Origin of the sequence: Streptomyces sp. NPDC002564 (assembly GCF_042889645.1) — a bacterium.
In the GTDB taxonomy this organism is placed as follows: domain Bacteria; phylum Actinomycetota; class Actinomycetes; order Streptomycetales; family Streptomycetaceae; genus Streptomyces.
Genome location: NZ_JBIARE010000007.1, coordinates 442,393 through 459,233 on the forward strand (window position 1 = coordinate 442,393; position 16,841 = coordinate 459,233).

A 16,841-nucleotide genomic window follows, 5' to 3' on the forward strand; every position below is an offset into this window, starting at 1 on the left:
CGCGCACGCGAAAAAGACCCGAAGCCGCACAATGCGGGCTTCGGGCCTTTCGCGGAGCGCCGTGGCGCCTGTCGGTGCCTAGTCGAGGTAGTCGCGCAGGACCTGCGAACGCGACGGGTGACGCAGCTTCGACATCGTCTTCGACTCGATCTGACGGATGCGCTCACGCGTCACTCCGTAGACCTTGCCGATCTCGTCGAGGGTCTTGGGCTGGCCGTCCGTGAGACCGAAGCGCATGGAGACCACGCCCGCCTCACGCTCGGACAGGGTGTCCAGGACGGAGTGCAGCTGCTCCTGGAGGAGCGTGAAGCTGACCGCGTCGGCCGGCACGACCGCTTCGGAGTCCTCGATGAGGTCACCGAACTCGCTGTCGCCGTCCTCACCCAGGGGGGTGTGGAGGGAGATCGGCTCGCGGCCGTACTTCTGGACCTCGATGACCTTCTCGGGGGTCATGTCGAGTTCCTTGGCCAGCTCCTCCGGGGTGGGCTCGCGGCCCAGGTCCTGGAGCATCTGGCGCTGGACACGGGCCAGCTTGTTGATGACCTCGACCATGTGCACCGGGATACGGATGGTGCGGGCCTGGTCGGCCATGGCGCGGGTGATCGCCTGACGGATCCACCAGGTGGCGTACGTGGAGAACTTGTAGCCCTTGGTGTAGTCGAACTTCTCGACCGCGCGGATCAGACCGAGGTTGCCCTCCTGGATGAGGTCCAGGAAGAGCATGCCGCGGCCGGTGTAGCGCTTGGCCAGGGAGACCACCAGACGGAGGTTGGCCTCCAGGAGGTGGTTCTTGGCGCGGCGGCCGTCCTCGGCGATGATCTCCAGCTCGCGCTTGAGCTTCGGAGCGAGCTTGTCGGCGTTGGCCAGCTTGTCCTCGGCGAACAGACCGGCCTCGATGCGCTTGGCGAGCTCGACCTCCTGCTCGGCGTTGAGCAGCGGGACCTTGCCGATCTGCTTGAGGTAGTCCTTGACCGGGTCGGCCGTGGCACCGGCTGCGGCGACCTGCTGGGCCGGCGCGTCGTCCTCGTCCTCGTCGGAGAGCACGAAGCCCTGGGCGCCCTCCTCGGCGGGCTCGCCCTCGCCGGGCTTGCCGGCGGCGGGTGCCTCCTCGGTGGCCTCTTCGTCCAGGAGCTCGTCGGCGTCCTTCTTGGAGGTGGTCTTCTTCGCCGCCGTCTTCTTGACGGCGGTCTTCTTGGCGACGGCCTTCTTGGCCGTCGTCTTCTTGGCGGCGACCTTCTTCGCGGGCGCGTCCTCGGCGGCGCCGTCCGCGGTCGGCGCCTCAGTGGCTGCGGTGGCGGTGGGCTTCGCCGTGGCGGTCTTCGCCGCGACCGTCCTGGTCGCGGTGCGCTTGGCCGGGCTCTTCGCTGCGACGCTCTTGCGGGGGCGCTTCGGCTCCGCGGCACTGACCATCAGCGTCACACCCTCTTCCTCGAGGATCTGGTTGAGGCTGCGCAGAACGTTCTTCCACTGAGTGGCCGGAATCTGGTCAGCTTCGAAGGCACGACGCACGTCATCGCCGGCGATCTGCCCATCAGCCTTTCCCCGCTCGATGAGCGCCATGACAGAGACGGATTCGGCGATCTCCGGCGGGAGCGTACGGGATGTGCTGGCCGACACGAACAACCTCTCGGAACGTTGGAAAACGGCTTCCGGCCCCGTCCATTGTGGACCGGAGCCGACGACCGGCGGCTGGGGATTGTGCCGACGGCGCGGGCGGGGCCGGGGAGCTGCACAGCGCCGCGAACGACGGCTGTATTCCTTCCTCGGCTATCACCTCTTAGGTCATCGCGCTGTTCCTTGGAGCGTTACGCCCAATCTACGTGGCCCGAGTCACACCCCGTAAGCGCTCAAAAGCATCCAGACACGGTCACAAGCGACCTATACGCATGCACGAATGATCCCCGGATGCCCCGCGAAGAAACCCCCACGGTCGTGTCGCCGGACCCCGCCGGGCTCTCGAGGAGCCCGTGGAGGTCCGGCGACACGGGGGAACGGCGGCGGAGCCGTGGCCGGCGTACGGAGTGACGTACGCGACGCTCGGCGCTGCCGCGAGGCACGCGCACGGCCGCGGCGCCGAGGTGGCGGCGCGGTCAGTGCTCGCGCGGGGCGGGCACGACGCGCTCCACCTCGGGGTGGACCGTGAGCAGCTGCCGCATGGCGGACTCGGCGCCGGACCCGTCACCCGCGGCGAGCGCGTCGACGATGCGGGAGTGGTGCACGAGGGAGGCCTCGGTGGGGCGGTCGCATCCGGTGACGGGCCCGCCCGAGACCTGGAGGGCCGCGGAGACGATGCCGGAGAGGTGCTCCAGCATGCGGTTGCCCGCGAGCTGGATGAGCAGCGAGTGGAACTCGGAGTCGGCGCGCGAGAACGTGATCCCGTCGCCCTGGCCCAGCGCGTGCCCCATGATCTCGACCATGTCGGCGAGGCGCTGCTGCACCTCCTCGCGGCCGTGCCCGGCGGCCAGGCGGGCGGCGAGGGGCTCGATCATCCAGCGGAGCTCGCCGAGCTCGCGACGCTGGTCGTCGCGCTGCGGCCCGAAGGCACGCCACTCGATGATGTCCGGGTCGAGCAGGTTCCAGTCACTGACGGGACGCACGCGCGTGCCGACGTTGGGACGGGCGCTGACGAGGCCCTTGGCCTCGAGGACGCGCAGGGACTCGCGGACGACGGTCCGGGAGACCTCGAAACGCTGCCCGATCTCCTCGGGTACGAGCGGACGGTCGGCGCCGAGGTCACCGGAAACGATCATCTGGCCGAGCTGCTGGACGAGTTGGCCGTGCAGCCCGCGGCCGCGGTTTCCGGCGGCGCGCCGGCCCACACGCCCCAGGTCCTGGTCGGCGCTGTCCCACACGGGGGCGACGCGCTCGCCCGCCGGGGACTCGGTGTAGGGGTATCGGTCGAGGTCACCCGGGCCGGCGAGACCGGAGTCGGCGGAGCGGGCGGTGGTCATCATGGTGTGCGCAAGGGTACTCACGGATCAGTTGTCGGCGTTGCCCCCAACTCCCTTGAGGTCTTTGGTGAAAAGCACACGAAAGGGTGATCGCTTACCTCGCCGCAATTGACGCCTTATCGGAAAGAAACGGACGCCACCCCGGAGTTGCCCACCGACCCGCGCGGGAGGGCCCCGGAACCCTCTCAGCGGACTCTGGCGCGCGCCGCCGTGAGCACATATGCGCAGAGCAGAGCGGTGAGCGACAACATCAGTGCACTGCCCACGGGTTGGGCGACCATGCGCACCCCGGCCGCCAGGTACCGCTCCGCGCCGAACGGCCACTGCACCAGCGCGAGGTCCCTCAGCCGTCCCGGAAGTCCGGCCGCCGATCGCACGGACGGACCCTCGACGGCCTTTTGTACGAGCGGTACGACGAGGATCGGGACAGCGAGCACCGCGGCGAGCCCGGCGGTGGTGGACCGGAAGACACCGGCGGCCAGCACACCGGCCCAGGCGCAGCCGATGACCAGGGCGGTCCAACTCGCGGTCAGGCTCGGCCAGTCCGCGGGAACTTTCGTGAGCTCCTCTCCGTATACGAGGTGGAGCAGCGCGGCGTCGCAGGCGATCACGAGGCCGCCGAGCAGCAGGGCGGTGGCGGCCGCGACGAGCAGTTTGGCGCCGAGCATCCCGAGGCGGCGCGGGACGGTGCCCCGGTCGGCGGCGAGGGCGGGGTGGCGGAATTCGTCGCCGAAGGCGAGGGCTCCCAGCAGTCCGGCGCCGAGGACCGCGGGCGGCAGGGGAAGTTCCTGCGGCCAGGCGGCGAGCAGGCGCGGCTGGGGCGTGTGCCCGGCCCGCGCGAGGAAGACGCAGAGCACGGCGGAGGTGGCGAGGACGGCGGCCAGGGTCAGATAGCCGGTGGCGACGCCCAGCAGCCGACGCAGTTCGTAGCGCAGGGGACGGAGGGGACTGCGGCTGGGGCGGACGGAGATGGGGGGCGGGAGGACGGACAGCGCGTCCTGAGGAGTGGCCGTGGCCGAGGCCGAGGAGCGGGCGCCGGAGCGCGGGGCTTCACCGTCGGACGGAAAGAACGCGCCGTCGACGTCCAGGGGGAACGTGTCGTCGCCGTCGAGCGGGGCAAGGGGAATCAGCCGGAACGGCAGTTCTTCGGTCCGACCCTCGGCCTCACGGTCGGTGCCGCCGTCGGCCTCGGGGCCGCCGGGCTCCTGGGTGGCCTGCGGGGCGGGCTCCCCGGCAGGGACCGGGCCAGAGGCGGCGGTAGCGGTAGCGGCACTTGCGGAGGCTGTGGCTGCTGCGGCTGCCGCGGAGGGCGCGTCCGGCTCGTCGGCGAGGGTCTCGGACGGATGCCCGTGGGCGACGGCAGCCGCATCGGCGTTCTCGTTCGCGTCTGCGTGCGCGTCTGCCCGTGCGTCCGTAGGCGCGTCTGCTTGTGCTGTCTTCGTACCCGTGTTCGCGGTCGTGGTGCGGCGGGATGCCGCCGCGTCGGGCTCGGTGGCGGTCACGGGTCCGTGCGGGGCGTCGGGCCGCGCCGGGGGTCCCGCATCACCGATCTCGTCGGCGAGTTGGTGGACGAGGATGCTGTGCCGGTACGCGGTCTCCCCCACGTCGGCGCAGTTGCTGCCGTAGACGGAGAGCCTGTTGCCGTCCTCCTTCACCACCTCGATGGAGCGGCGGGCCACGCGCGCCTCCTTGGTGAGGAGCGCGCACAGCCGGGCGGCGTGCGGGCTGCGGACGGCGACGCGGGGGCGGAGCCTGGTCCGTGCGAAGTCCGCGGCCTCCTGGTCGGCCACGAGTCGGCCCGCCTCCAGCGTGACGACGCGGTCGGCGGTCCGCGCGGCCTCCCGGGGGTCGGTCGTGGTGAACAGGACCGTGCCGCCGTGGCTCGCGTGGGCGCGCAGAATTCCGTGCAGCCACGCGCTCTCCCGGGCCGAGAGCCCGTCGCCGGGGCCGTCGAGGACGAGGGTGTGCGGGTCGGCGAGGAGCGCACAGGCGAGCCCGAGGCGGCGGTCCATGCCGCGCGAGAGGGTGCCGAGGCGCTGCTCGCGGAGGCTGACGAGACCGACGACCTCCAGGACGTCGTCGGCACGCAGGACGGGCACGCCGACCGCCGCGCACAGCATGCGCAGATGGCCGCGGACCGTGCGCGCCGGGTGTCCCGGGACATCGCCCAGGAGGACGCCCACCTCGCGCGAGGGGTGGGCGATGCGGTGCAGGGGGCGCCCTCTGAAGTACGTGACGCCACGGCCCTGTTGGAGTTCGAGCATGAGCCGCAGCGCCGTGGTCGGGCCGGCGGCCTCGGCGCCGAGCAGCGCCGTGACACGGCCGGTGCGCGCCTCGAAGGACACGTCGTCCACGGCGGGCGGGAGCTCCTTGCGGGGATTGCTGGTCAGTCCGATGGCCTGGATCATCGCTTCTCTCGCAGGGTGTGCGACCGCTCGGCGGCCGGGGCACGTCCACCGGATCGGGGACGGACGAACCCCGTGGGTACTGCAGCAAGATAACGCGACATTTGCGGCTTTTCGGTCAGGGTGTGGGCCACTGGTGTCCAGCGAACGGCCCGGCCCCGGCAGGACCAGCAGGTGACGGCGAGCGCGGTCCTCAGACTTCGGGGCGCAGCATCGGCGGGTTGAGGAGCGTGGCGCCGCCCGCGCGGAAGAGCTGGGCGGGACGGCCGCCCTGCCGTGTGGTCGTCCCGCCCGTGGGGACGAGGAAGCCGGGCGTGCCGGTGACCTTGCGGTGGAAGTTGCGCGGATCGAGGACGACGCCCCAGACCGCCTCGTACACGCGGCGCAGCTCACCGACGGTGAACTCCGGCGGGCAGAAGGCGGTGGCCAGCGAGGAGTACTCGATCTTGGAGCGGGCGCGCTCCACGCCGTCCGCGAGGATCTGGGCGTGGTCGAAGGCGAGCGGTGCCGCCTGCTCGCCCTCGCGGCCGTAGCCGCCCTGCTTGAGCAGGGCCTCGACCGGGGCCCAGCGCGCGCTGTGCGCGTCGCCGCCCGCCCGGGGCGCGGGCAGGTCGGGAGCGAGGGCGAGGTGGGCGACGCTGACCACGCGCATCCGCGGGTCCCTCTTGGGGTCGCCGTATGTGGCGAGCTGTTCGAGATGCGCGCCGTTGGCCTGGGCCGGGGCGTCGGGGTCGTGGGCGCACAGGCCCGTCTCCTCGATCAGCTCGCGCGCCGCCGCGGCCGACAGGTCCTCGTCCTGGCGTACGAATCCTCCGGGCAGCGCCCAACGCCCCTGGAACGGCTGCTCGCCGCGGCGCACGGCCAGCGCGCAGAGCGCGTGACGACGCACGGTCAGCACGACCAGATCGACGGTGACTGCAAAGGGCGGGAAGGCCGACGGGTCGTAGGGCGACATGCCGCGATCATAGTCGTCTTCCTGACGATAAACACCTCCTTCGCGGATCGCTTCCCTGTCCGATTCGCCCGGCCCCCGTCCGTGCTTCGCCGTCCCGCCCCTGCCCGGCCGGCGGGTTCACACCCCCAACTGCAGCCTCTCGGCCGCCTCCTCGACCATGGTCATGCCCAGTCGGCTCACCCGCACCGAGAACGGGGCTCCGGCGACGCTCAGCCCGCTCAGCCCCAGCTCGCCCAATGGGGTGCCGCGGACCGGGCGCAGCGTCACCGTGCCCGCGGGCGCATCGGGCCGGATTCCGGCGAGCGCCACCAGGACGTGCACTCCGGCGGCCGCGGCAGTGGCCGCGGGGCGGCAGGCGGCCGGGTGGGGCAGCGGAGCGCCGCCCTCGGTGCGCTGCTCCCCCGCGTACATCTCGGGCAGGCGGTGGCCGAACGTCTCGGCGGCGGACAGCAGGCCGCGCAGCAGCGAGGCGGCCTCCTTCTCGTACCCCGCCGCCGCCAGGCCGGTGACGGCGACGGCCGTCTCCTGCACGCGGACCGACCCACCCCGGTGCCCGAACGGGTTGTACGCGGCTTCCTTGGCGCCCAGGCTGCGCAGACCCCAGCCGGAGTCCATGGCGGGTCCGCCGAGCAGCCGGGCGAGCTGCTCGGTCCTGACCTTGTCGAGGAGTCCGGGGGCGAGTCCGCCCGCACCGAGCAGGCCGGTGTCCAGGAGGTGGGCCGCGCCCGCGGTGAGGTGGGGCACGGGCCGTCCGTCGGCCAGCCGGGCGGCCGCCGGTCGGCCGCCCGCCCGGTCCTCCACCCAGAACTCCTCCCGGAACGCGGACCGCAGGCGGCCGGCCCACTGCCGCAGTCCCGCGCCGTCCGCGCGACCGTGCGCTTCGAGCAGGTCGGCGCCGAGCAGCGCGGCCCGGTGCGCATGGGCCTGGATCTCGCCGCGTGCGAGTCCGCCGGGGACGGCATCGGAGAGGAACACGCCGTCGCCCACCGTGGTGCGCAGCCAGCGCAGGCATCCTTCCGCCGCGGGTAGCAGATCCTCCACTTCCTGTCCGGGCATCCCCCAACGCCACGCCTCCGCGAGGAGCACCGGGAACAGCAGGGTCGCCTCCGCGCCCGTGCAGCCGGGCGGCAGGTGTGGTCCCGCGTCCCGGAGGGGGCCCGGGATCAGGCCCGACCGTGGCCCCGGTCCGGTGAGTTGACCGCGGGCGAGGGTGCGCAGGGTGCCGGCCGCGATGCGCGTGCCGAGCGGCAGCGCCATGCGGGCGGCGGCCAGCGCCTCGGCCGGGGCGAGTCCGCAGCGCCACGGCGCCCCCGCCGCCGGGAACATGTCGGTGGGGTGTTCGGGGTCGCGCAGCAGCAGCGCTTGCAGGTCCTCGACGGACCGGGCGAGGAGCGGCTCGACCCGCGGGTCGTCGCCGACGGCGCGCGCCCCGGCGACCGCGCGCAGCAGGCCGTGTCCCGCCGCGCGGATCGGCCCCGTGCCGTCCGGCCGGACCCGCAGCTCCACGCTCCGGGAGGCACCGGGCGGCAGGTCGACCTCCCAGCGCAGCAGCCCCGCGGATGCCAGGGCGTCCGCGGGCGCGGGGTCCGCGGTGACCAGGCAGTTGGCCGTGCCGGACGACCAGCGCATGCCGGAGCCGTACACGCTGGCGGGCAGTTCGGGCCCGGGGCGGCCCGAAGCGACCAGGCCGACCTCGGCGAGGTCCGTGCCGAGGGAGACCTCTACGGGCAGCCGAAGGGTGCGCCCGGAGGCGCTGTGCAGGGTGATCCGCTCCGTGCCGTCCGCGTAGCGGATCCGCTCGACGACGACCTCCGGGTCGGGGCCGGCGTCCGTCGGCAGGCGGAGCGTCCCGACGAAGCGTGCGCTGTCCGCCGAGAGCATGCGGGCCTGCACCGCGACCGGTTCGCGGCCCGCGACACGCACCTGACAGCGGGACAGGGTCCTGCGGCCCGCGCGGTAGAAGCCCTCCAGGCCCTCGCCGGTCAACTGCCCCTGGTCCGTGGAGATCGCGAGGGCGGGCAGGGCGACGCAGATCAGCAGGGCGTGTGCGGGCGGAAGCTCCGCGGGGCGGCGGGGCGCCGGGCCCGGCGTCGGAACCGGGGCCGGGCGACCCGACAGGCCGGGCAAGGGCGTGGGGGCCGGCACGGCTCGCCGGGGTCCCTCTTTGCCGGAGACGGACAACGGGGCGGGAAGAGACATGGGGCAGCTTCTTCGGCGTGGTCTGCGTGGCCTGGGCGGTCTGCGTGGCCTGGGCGGTCTGAGCGGGCTGGGCGGGCTGGGCGGGCTGGGCGGGCTGCGGGACCTGGGCAGTCCCCGCGGTCTGCGGGGACTGGGCGGTGGGGGTGACCTGAATGTTCTGGGGGGTCAGGGAGGTCTGCGAGGTATGCGCGGTCTGGGTGACGAGGGGGGCTGGCTGGGTGCGGTGGCGCGACCCTGCCGCGGGTACCGCCACTCAGGTGAACGGGTCGGCCCCGCTCCAAGTCACGCCCCGGGGGCCGGAAGACAGCCGTCCGGCCCTCAGGCGCCGGGTGGCCGACGACTGGGCCTTAGGCCTGCCGCGTCCCCGGCCCACCAGTCGGCCCCTCCCGGGAACCGTGTGCTCAACGGTCGCCTCGGGTGCCGCGACGCAGGGTGCGGCGGCGGTTCGCCGGGCCCCCGCCTTGGCCTGCCCGACCGCCCCGGCCGCTCCGCCCGCCCGGGACGCGCGGACCGCCTGCGGGACGCGGGGCGCCCGACGAGCGTGGGCCGCCGCCGGACGCCTTCGTGACTCCGAAGGGACGGGGGCCGTCGGCGGATGCCCGGGGTGTACCGGCTGCCGTCGACCGGTGCGGGGGACGGCGGCGCGGGAGGGGAAGGCGCGGGAGGGGCTTCGGTCCCTCACTCGTCCCTTCTTCCCTGGGGTCGGTGTCGTGCGGCGCCCGCCGCTTTTCCTTCTCTCCTGAGGGCTTCTCTCCTAGCGACTGCTCTCCTGACGACACCGGCAGTTCAGGCGACCCCGGCAGTCCTGGCGTCCCCGGCTCTTCCGCTTCCCCTCCCCGCTCGCGTTCCCCTCCCTGCTCGCGCTCGTCGCGTGCGCGCCGGAGGCAGCGGCGGATCGCCTCGGGGTCCATGCCCTCATTGCAGGCCTGGTGGAGGAGACGGGCGAAGGCGTAGCGGGGGTCGACCGACAGGGCCATGTCCAGGGCCTCTTGGCCTTCCGCGACGGCGCCGAGCGACCAGGCGACCCAGCCCGCCAAGGACAGCGTCGCCGCCGCGTGTTCCGCGTACGCGCCGACGCAGCGGCGGCACAGGGCTCGCCACAGGCGCAGCGCGGGCAGTGCCGCTTCGCCCTCCATCCACTCCGCCGCATGGTCACGGGTGATGCGGACCTGGAGGCCCAGGATCAGAGCGGCCGCCTCGTCGTGCGCGAGCAGTTCGTCGTCCTGGATGTCCGCGTCGAGCGGGTCGGAGATCAGGGGTGCGGCAGCCAGCCGCGCCATGACCCTGCGGGCGAGGTCGATCGTCTCGGCGGCGACGCTCCCTTCTGGCGGGAACTGCCTTTCGTCCTCCTTCCCGCTGCCCCCACACCCGTCCGCAGCCTCGCGCGCGGACGCCTCCTCGTATTCCTGACTTTCGCTCAGCATCCTGGGGATGAGGGCGAGGGCCGCCGCGTCGAGCGCCCGCTCCTGATCCGTCGCCGCCGCGGTCGCCCACGGCGTGAGCCGTCCCCTGATCTCGCTCTGGGTGGCCGTCGCCCGGACGCCCATGTACGTCGCCGCGGCCGCCAGGACCGAAGTGCCCGGCCTGAGCAGGGGGCTGCCCTCGGGCGGGCAGCACCGGTCATCCGGGCAGCAGTAGGTCCAGAAGCGGCCGTCGGAGATGCATACGGCCTCCAGCACCGGGACGTCGAGGCGGCCGCATGCCGTGCGCAGCACTTGGGCCAGGGGACGCAGCCGCTCCATGACCTGTCGACCCGACTCCCCATCGGCGGGCTCCTGGCAGAGGAAGGCGATGACGCCCTCCGGGCGCGCTCCCCTCCTCTCGCACCCGCCGACCAGGCACTGGGCCAACTGGTCCGCGATGCACGGCCAGTCCTCCGCGCGCTCGGGGACGCCCAGGCGCACCCGGCCGCCGAACCTCCCTCGATCGCCGTGCAGGGCGACGAGCACGATGCTCTCCTCGGGCTTGAACCCGAGCAAGTACGGCAAGGCATCCGCCAGTTCGGCCGGAGTGCGCAGGGTGACCATCGGCTCGCCGATCGCTCCGGCTGCTTCGCTGTAGTTCGTCATGCGCCGACTCTCCCGCGGATCACGGGAGTCCGGTTGAGCCTGTGGATAACCCCGGTCAGGGCCACGCCAAGACTTATCCACAGCCCCAGCGGGCCGAGCCCTTCAGCCCGCAGAATCGACACGACGACCTCGGCGCGGCACACCCCGCGCCACCCACGCCCACGCCCACACCGAGACTCACACCAAGACTCAGCGTTAATTAGGTTAGGCTAAGCTAAGGTCAACTTGGCAGCCGAGAGACGGGGACCATGAGAGTACGGGCCGCGGTGGCCGGAGCCAGTGGCTATGCGGGTGGGGAGATCCTCCGCCTGCTGGCGGCACATCCGGAGATCGAGATCGGCGCGGTGACCGCGCACAGCAGCGCGGGGTGCAGGCTCGGCGAGGTGCAGCCGCATCTGGCGGCCGTCGCCGACCGGGTCCTGACGGAGACGACTCCGGAGCGGCTGGCCGGACACGACGTGGTGTTCCTCGCGCTGCCGCACGGCCAGTCCGCCGCGCTCGCACGGCAGTTGGAGCCCGGCACCCTGGTCGTGGACTGCGGTGCCGACTTCCGGCTGCGCGACCCGCAGGCCTGGGAACGCTTCTACGGCTCCCCGCACGCCGGGACCTGGCCGTACGGCCTGCCCGAACTTCCGGGCGCGCGGGAGGTGTTGAAGGGCACCGACCGCATCGCCGTCCCCGGCTGCTATCCGACCGCCGTGACGCTGGCGCTCTACCCCGCCTTCCTGGCCCGGCTCGTGGAGCCGGAGGCCGTCGTCGTCGCCGCGAGCGGCACCTCGGGGGCGGGCCGGGTGGCCAAGCCGCACTTGGTCGGCGCCGAAGTGATGGGGTCGATGACGCCGTACGGAGTCGGCGGCGGCCACCGGCACACGCCGGAGCTGACGCAGAACCTGTCCCAGGTCGCCGGCGAGCGCGTGAGCGTCTCGTTCACGCCGACCCTGGCCCCCATGCCCCGCGGCATCCTCGCCACGTGTTCGGCCCGCCTGCGCCCCGGCCTGACGCCCCGCGCCGCCGAGGAGGACGTCCGAGCCGCGTACGAGAGGGCCTACAACGACGAGCCGTTCGTACGCCTGCTGCCGCCGGGGACCTGGCCGTCCACGGCCGCGGTGCTCGGTTCCAACACCGCGCAGGTGCAGGTGGCGGTGGACCCCGACGCCCGCCGGGTCGTCAGTGTCGCCGCGATCGACAACCTGACCAAGGGCACCGCGGGCGGGGCCGTGCAGAGCATGAACATCGCCCTCGGGCTGCCCGAAGGGGCGGGCCTGCCCACGAACGGAGTGGCTCCGTGAGCGTGACCGCTGCCCGCAAATTCCTCGCGAGCGGGGTGTCCGTCGGGATCAGGGATGCGGTGGACCTGTCGGTACGTCAAGTGTCGGTCGGCGTGGACCTGCTTTCCGGCCAAGCCTCGGCGACGACCTGGACCGACGACCTCACCGCCGCGTCCGTCCACGAGAACAGCGCGTACAGCTCGTGAGCGGAGTCATGGACCAATGCAACGACCAACTCGTGGACGAACGACCGAATGGAGCCGGGGCGGACATGGACAGGGTCGTCGACGAGCGCACGGAGGCGGACCCGTCCGCCGGGCAGCGCCTGAGGGCACAGGATCCGCCGGGCAGCGTGGTCGTCGTCAAGTTCGGCGGCAACGCCATGGTGGACGACAGCCTGCAACGGACCTTCGCCCGGGACGTCGTCGAGCTCTGGCGTGCGGGGCTGCGCCCGGTCGTCGTGCACGGGGGCGGACCGCAGATCAGCGCGATGCTCGACCGGCTGGCCCTGGAGACCCGCTTCGAGGCGGGCCTGCGGGTGACCACGCCGGAGACCATGGAGGTCGTCCGCATGGTCCTGACCGGCCGTGTCCAGCGGGAGTTGGTCGGCCACATCAACACCCACGGCCCCTTCGCCGTGGGGATGACGGGCGAGGACGCGCACACGATGACGGCGGTGCGGCGGCCCGCCTGGGTGGACGGGAAGCCGGTGGACATCGGCCTCGTCGGCGATGTCGTGGACGTGAACCCGGACATGGTGCGCACGCTTCTGGAGCAGGGCCACATCCCGGTGGTCTCGCCCGTGGCGCGCGGTGCGAACGGCGAGGTCTACAACGTCAACGCCGACCTCGCGGCGTCTGCCCTCGCCGTGGCGCTCGACGCCCGGCGCCTGGTGGTGCTGACCGACGTGGAGGGGCTGTACGCGAACTGGCCGCACAGCACCGAGGTGATCGAGCGTCTGACGGCCGACGCGCTGGACGAACTCCTCCCGGGGCTGGCGAGCGGGATGCTGCCGAAGATGGAGGGCTGCCTGCGGGCCGTCCGGGGCGGCGTACGCAGGGCGCACGTGCTCGACGGGCGGGTGCCGCACGCGGTGCTGAACGGCGTGCTCGGCGAGACGAGTCCCGGTACGACGGTGGTCCCCGACAACGAACCCGAACCCGAGCCCATAGCCGTGGCCGTGCCCGCCTCCACCGCCACCGCCATCAGCACCGGCACCAGCACCAGCACTGCCACCGTCGCCGCAACCAACAGCACCGCCACTGCCGCTGCCACCACCCCCACCGTCCAGAACACTGGCCAGAACGACGGCCAGGGCGAGTACGCGGCCTGACTGCTCAAGGGCCGCACGGCCCACAGCCGCCTCCACGCGCGGGCGCCCGACCTCCCCGAAGCGCCCGTCCCGTCGGCCCCACCGCCACGCCACACACGGCTGCTCCCGTCCCGGATCAAGGTCCGGGACGGGAGCAGCCGACGACAGGAGGACGGGGCCCGCTCAGAGGCTCAGCGACAGGATCCGCGCGTTGCGTCGGGGGTCCAGGGAGTCCGCCCAGGCGGGCGGCGCCTGACGCGCGCTCGCGGGGACGAACCCGTACCGCAGGAAGAGGTCCCCGCCGCCGGTCGTCGCGGTGAACAGCGCGCCGAGCGACCGTGCGCGCGCCGCGACCAGGACGGCGCGCATCAGACCGCCGCCCACGCCCCGGCCCTGTTGGTGCCCGGCCACGCAGAAGTTGTAGAGCACGCCCGTGGCCGCACGACCCTGTTCGGGGTCCGCGGGGTCCGCGGGGTCCTCGGGGTCGGCCGGGTGCACGCGCAGGCCGACACAGCCCTCCAGGGGGCCGCCGGGGACGTCCGCCACGAGGAAGTCGCTGGCCTGCGCCGCGTACAGCGCGGCGGGCCGTTCCCGCAGGGCGCCCGAGCGCACGAAGGGCTCGGACAGGCAGACCAGCGCGGGCGCGTCCTCCTCGCGGGCGGCGCGCACGGACGGCAGCCGGACGGACGGTGGCCGTACGGCGGGGGGTCGAACAGCGGGGGGTCGCACGGCCGGCAGGTGTGCGGCGGGCGTCCGTACGGAGGGCACGTGCGGCAGCGGGGCAGGGCGCGGCGTAGCCGTGATCAAGGCTGGACCTTCCTCGGTTCCACGATGGAAGAACGGCTCGCCGCCGTCACACGCCGACGAGCAAGGTAAGGCTAGCCTTACCTAAGTGGCGAGTCCAGTTGAGGCGATCACGCCCCGCCGTGACCAACGTGACCGGATGGGCAGGCGAAGCGGCAAACAAAAAGGCAAGAGGGAATGCACTCCTCTTGCCACTCTCAACTTATAGCGCACCGGGGGGCTTGCGGCAAGGCCCCGGTCGTACCGCACAATCACTGGCCTGAGCCAGTACCGGCGGAAATCGGAGATTCACGAAGTGCATGAGCTTTTGTCGGTTCACCAGGACTCTCAGAACTCCCAGCAGTTCCAGGAGTCCCAGGATTCCCGAGACTCCCAGGACTCCCAGGACTCCCAGGACTCCCAGGACTCCCAGGACTCCCAGGACTCCCAGGACTCCCAGGACTCACTGTCCGTCAGCGCGTTCGCCCTTCCCGACAACCTCTCGCACAAGGCCGAACCCGCGCTGATCGGCCGCGACGAGCGGCACTTCGCGGCCGTCGCGCAGTGCCTCGACGAGACGGTCGCCGACCTCTCGGGCCGCCTCGACACGCTGCGCAGGGCACCCGGCGGCATCGGCCGTGAGGCGATGGACCGGGACGCGGAGATCCACCGCCTCAGCGGCCGGCTGCGGGCGCTGCGCCGCTTCGGCCTCGACCTGTGCCTCGGCCGCGTCGTCACCCAGGACGGTGCGGACGGCGGCGAGACCCTGTACATCGGGCGGCTCGGCCTCACCGACAGCGAGGGCCGCCGGCTGCTCGTCGACTGGCGCTCCCCCGCGGCCGAGCCGTTCTTCGCGGCCACCCACGCCAACCCGATGGGCCTGGCGAGCCGGCGCAGGTACCGCTGGGCCAGCGGCCGGATCAGCGACTACTGGGACGAGGTGTTCACCGCCGACGGCCTGGAGCACCACGCCGCGCTCGACGACCAGTCCGCCTTCATCGCCAGCCTCGGCACCAATCGGTCGGCCCGGATGCGGGACGTCCTCGGCACCATCCAGACCGACCAGGACGCCATCATCCGGGCGGGCTCCCGCGGCGCGCTCGTCGTCGACGGCGGCCCGGGCACGGGCAAGACCGTCGTCGCCCTGCACCGTTCCGCCTACCTCCTCTACTCCGACCCGCGGCTGAGCCGGCACCGGCGCGGCGGCGTCCTCTTCGTCGGCCCGCACGAGCCGTACCTCGGCTACGTCGCGGACGTCCTGCCCAGCCTGGGCGAGGACGGCGTGCAGACGTGCACCCTGCGCGATCTCGTCGCCGAGGGCGCCACGGCGCTGCCCGAGGCCGACGCCGACGTGGCAGGGCTGAAGGCGTCGGCCGACATGGTGCGGGCGATCGAGAAGGCCGTCCGGTTCTACGAGGAGCCGCCCACCGAGGGCCTGTCGGCCTCCACGGCCTGGTCCGACGTGTGGGTCGGCGCCGACGACTGGGCCGAGGCCTTCCGCGCACCGGAACCGGGCACCCCGCACAACGAGGCGCGCGAGCAGATCTGGGCGGAGCTCGCCGCGATCCTCATGGACAAGCAGGGCATGAACGACATGAACGAGGAGGAGGACGGCATATCCCCGCAGCTGTTCCTGCGGTCGCTGCGCCAGGACCGGGAGCTCACCGCCGCCCTGCACCGCGCCTGGCCGCTGATCGAGGCCGCCGACCTCGTCTCCGACCTGTGGACGGTCCCCGCGTACCTGCGGATGTGCGCGCCCTGGCTGGACCGCGACGACGTGGCGAAGCTGCAGCGCAAGGACGCCCCGCAGGCCTGGACGGTGTCCGACCTGCCGCTCCTGGACGCGGCCCGGCAGCGGCTCGGCGATCCGGAGACGGCGCGGCTGAAGCGTCGCCAGGCCGCCGCCGTCGCGGCGGAGCGCGAGCGGATGTCCCACGTCATCGAAGACATCCTCGCGGCCGCCGATTTCTCCTCGGCCGGTGACGACAGCGAGGGCGCGGTGCGGATGCTGCGCGGCAAGGACCTGCAGGACAGCCTGGTCGACGAGAGCGCGCTGCCGACCGCCGACCCGGACCGGCTCGCGGGACCGTTCGTGCACGTCGTCGTGGACGAGGCCCAGGAGCTGACCGACGCGGAGTGGCAGATGCTGCTGCTGCGCTGTCCGTCGCGGAGCTTCACCATCGTCGGCGACCGGGCGCAGGCGCGGCACGGGTTCACCGAATCGTGGGAGGAGCGGCTGGCGCGGGCCGGGATCGACCGGATCACGCCGGCCTCGCTGAGCATCAACTACCGCACGCCGCAGGAGGTCATGGCCGAGGCCGAGCCGGTCATCCGCGCCGCGATCCCCGACGCGAACGTGCCGACGTCCATCCGGAGCAGCGGCATCCCCGTCGCCCACGGGCCGGTCGCGGACCTGGACCGGGTCCTCGCCGACTGGCTCGCCGCGCACGACGAAGGGGTCGCCTGCGTCATCGGGAACGCCGCGTTCCTGGCCGCGGCCGAGGGGGTGCGTGCGGAGCCCGGCACGCGGCGCGGGGAGCGGCCGACGGACTCGGCCCGCGTACGGGTCCTGACGCCGGAGCTGTCGAAGGGGCTGGAGTTCGACCTGGTCGTCCTCATCGAACCCGGGACGTTCGGGGCGGGTGTCGAAGGCGCGGTGGACCGCTACGTCGCGATGACCCGCGCGACCCAGCGGCTGGTGGTCCTGGCCGACTAGAGCGGTCGGCCGCGCACGGTTTTGACCGGCTCACGCGACCCACACCGGCTCACGTGGCCTGCGCCGCCTCACGCGACCCACACCGCCTCACGCGACCCGCACCGCCTCCGCCTATGCGCCCCTGCCCGGCTCACGCAATCCCTCACCCGCTCACGCAAAATCCCCCACCCGCTCGCGCAAGCC

General features: G+C 73.0%; 10 protein-coding genes and 1 pseudogene. 4 read left to right on the forward strand and 7 right to left on the reverse strand.

The window, feature by feature from the left end; all coding sequences use genetic code 11:
• Positions 1 to 78: 78 nt before the first annotated feature.
• The 6 genes from ACFYXE_RS26095 to ACFYXE_RS26120 all read right to left on the reverse strand — a co-directional run bounded on the left by ACFYXE_RS26095 (position 79) and on the right by ACFYXE_RS26120 (position 10,579).
• Positions 79 to 1,623: an RNA polymerase sigma factor gene (locus ACFYXE_RS26095; protein WP_361164297.1), complete on the reverse strand. Its 1,545-nt coding sequence runs from the start codon at positions 1,621 to 1,623 to the stop codon at positions 79 to 81.
• A gap of 467 nt (positions 1,624 to 2,090) precedes the next feature.
• On the reverse strand, positions 2,091 to 2,975 hold the full coding sequence (locus tag ACFYXE_RS26100; RefSeq protein ID WP_389316134.1) for a FadR/GntR family transcriptional regulator: 885 nt from the start codon (positions 2,973 to 2,975) through the stop codon (positions 2,091 to 2,093).
• Positions 2,976 to 3,136: 161 nt separating this feature from the next.
• Positions 3,137 to 5,359, reverse strand: a complete 2,223-nt coding sequence (locus ACFYXE_RS26105) for an ATP-binding cassette domain-containing protein (protein ID WP_389316136.1) — start codon at positions 5,357 to 5,359, stop codon at positions 3,137 to 3,139.
• A 190-nt stretch (positions 5,360 to 5,549) separates the two neighbouring features.
• The gene (locus ACFYXE_RS26110; RefSeq protein WP_361164288.1) at positions 5,550 to 6,311 is read right to left on the reverse strand and encodes an NUDIX hydrolase; all 762 of its coding nucleotides are present in this window, start codon (positions 6,309 to 6,311) and stop codon (positions 5,550 to 5,552) included.
• A gap of 117 nt (positions 6,312 to 6,428) precedes the next feature.
• Positions 6,429 to 8,456: a glycogen debranching N-terminal domain-containing protein gene (locus tag ACFYXE_RS26115; RefSeq protein ID WP_389316139.1), complete on the reverse strand. Its 2,028-nt coding sequence runs from the start codon at positions 8,454 to 8,456 to the stop codon at positions 6,429 to 6,431.
• Between the two features lie 455 nt (positions 8,457 to 8,911).
• Positions 8,912 to 10,579 carry a DUF4192 domain-containing protein gene (locus ACFYXE_RS26120; RefSeq protein WP_389316141.1) on the reverse strand — a complete coding sequence of 556 codons (1,668 nt, stop codon included), beginning with the start codon at positions 10,577 to 10,579 and terminating at the stop codon, positions 8,912 to 8,914.
• Positions 10,580 to 10,827: 248 nt separating this feature from the next.
• Here ACFYXE_RS26120 and argC point away from each other — a divergent pair, with 248 nt between their 5' ends.
• The 3 genes and pseudogenes from argC to argB all read left to right on the forward strand — a co-directional run.
• Positions 10,828 to 11,868 carry an N-acetyl-gamma-glutamyl-phosphate reductase gene (argC, locus tag ACFYXE_RS26125; RefSeq protein ID WP_389316143.1) on the forward strand — a complete coding sequence of 347 codons (1,041 nt, stop codon included), beginning with the start codon at positions 10,828 to 10,830 and terminating at the stop codon, positions 11,866 to 11,868.
• On the forward strand, positions 11,865 to 12,053 hold the full coding sequence (locus ACFYXE_RS26130; protein WP_389316145.1) for a hypothetical protein: 189 nt from the start codon (positions 11,865 to 11,867) through the stop codon (positions 12,051 to 12,053). The genes argC and ACFYXE_RS26130 overlap by 4 nt, the downstream gene beginning before the upstream one ends.
• Before the next feature lie 65 nt (positions 12,054 to 12,118).
• Positions 12,119 to 13,006 (forward strand): annotated as a pseudogene (argB, locus tag ACFYXE_RS26135) (acetylglutamate kinase); the annotation flags it as partial.
• Positions 13,007 to 13,342: 336 nt separating this feature from the next.
• Here the strand turns inward: argB and ACFYXE_RS26140 are convergent.
• Positions 13,343 to 13,966 (reverse strand): GNAT family N-acetyltransferase, encoded by a 624-nt coding sequence (locus ACFYXE_RS26140; RefSeq protein WP_389316147.1) that lies wholly within the window; start codon positions 13,964 to 13,966, stop codon positions 13,343 to 13,345.
• 442 nt (positions 13,967 to 14,408) lie between these two features.
• Here ACFYXE_RS26140 and helR point away from each other — a divergent pair, with 442 nt between their 5' ends.
• Positions 14,409 to 16,658 carry an RNA polymerase recycling motor ATPase HelR gene (gene helR / locus ACFYXE_RS26145; RefSeq protein ID WP_389316289.1) on the forward strand — a complete coding sequence of 750 codons (2,250 nt, stop codon included), beginning with the start codon at positions 14,409 to 14,411 and terminating at the stop codon, positions 16,656 to 16,658.
• The last annotated feature ends 183 nt before the right edge of the window (positions 16,659 to 16,841 follow it).

Bases quoted from the DNA above. Each gene is read 5' to 3' on its own strand.
- ACFYXE_RS26105 (WP_389316136.1), bottom strand. From the start codon at position 5,359: ATGATCCAGGCCATCGGACTGACCAGCAATCCCCGCAAGGAGCTCCCG.
- ACFYXE_RS26110 (WP_361164288.1), bottom strand. From the start codon at position 6,311: ATGTCGCCCTACGACCCGTCGGCCTTCCCGCCCTTTGCAGTCACCGTC.
- ACFYXE_RS26120 (WP_389316141.1), bottom strand. From the start codon at position 10,579: ATGACGAACTACAGCGAAGCAGCCGGAGCGATCGGCGAGCCGATGGTC.
- argC (WP_389316143.1), top strand. From the start codon at position 10,828: ATGAGAGTACGGGCCGCGGTGGCCGGAGCCAGTGGCTATGCGGGTGGG.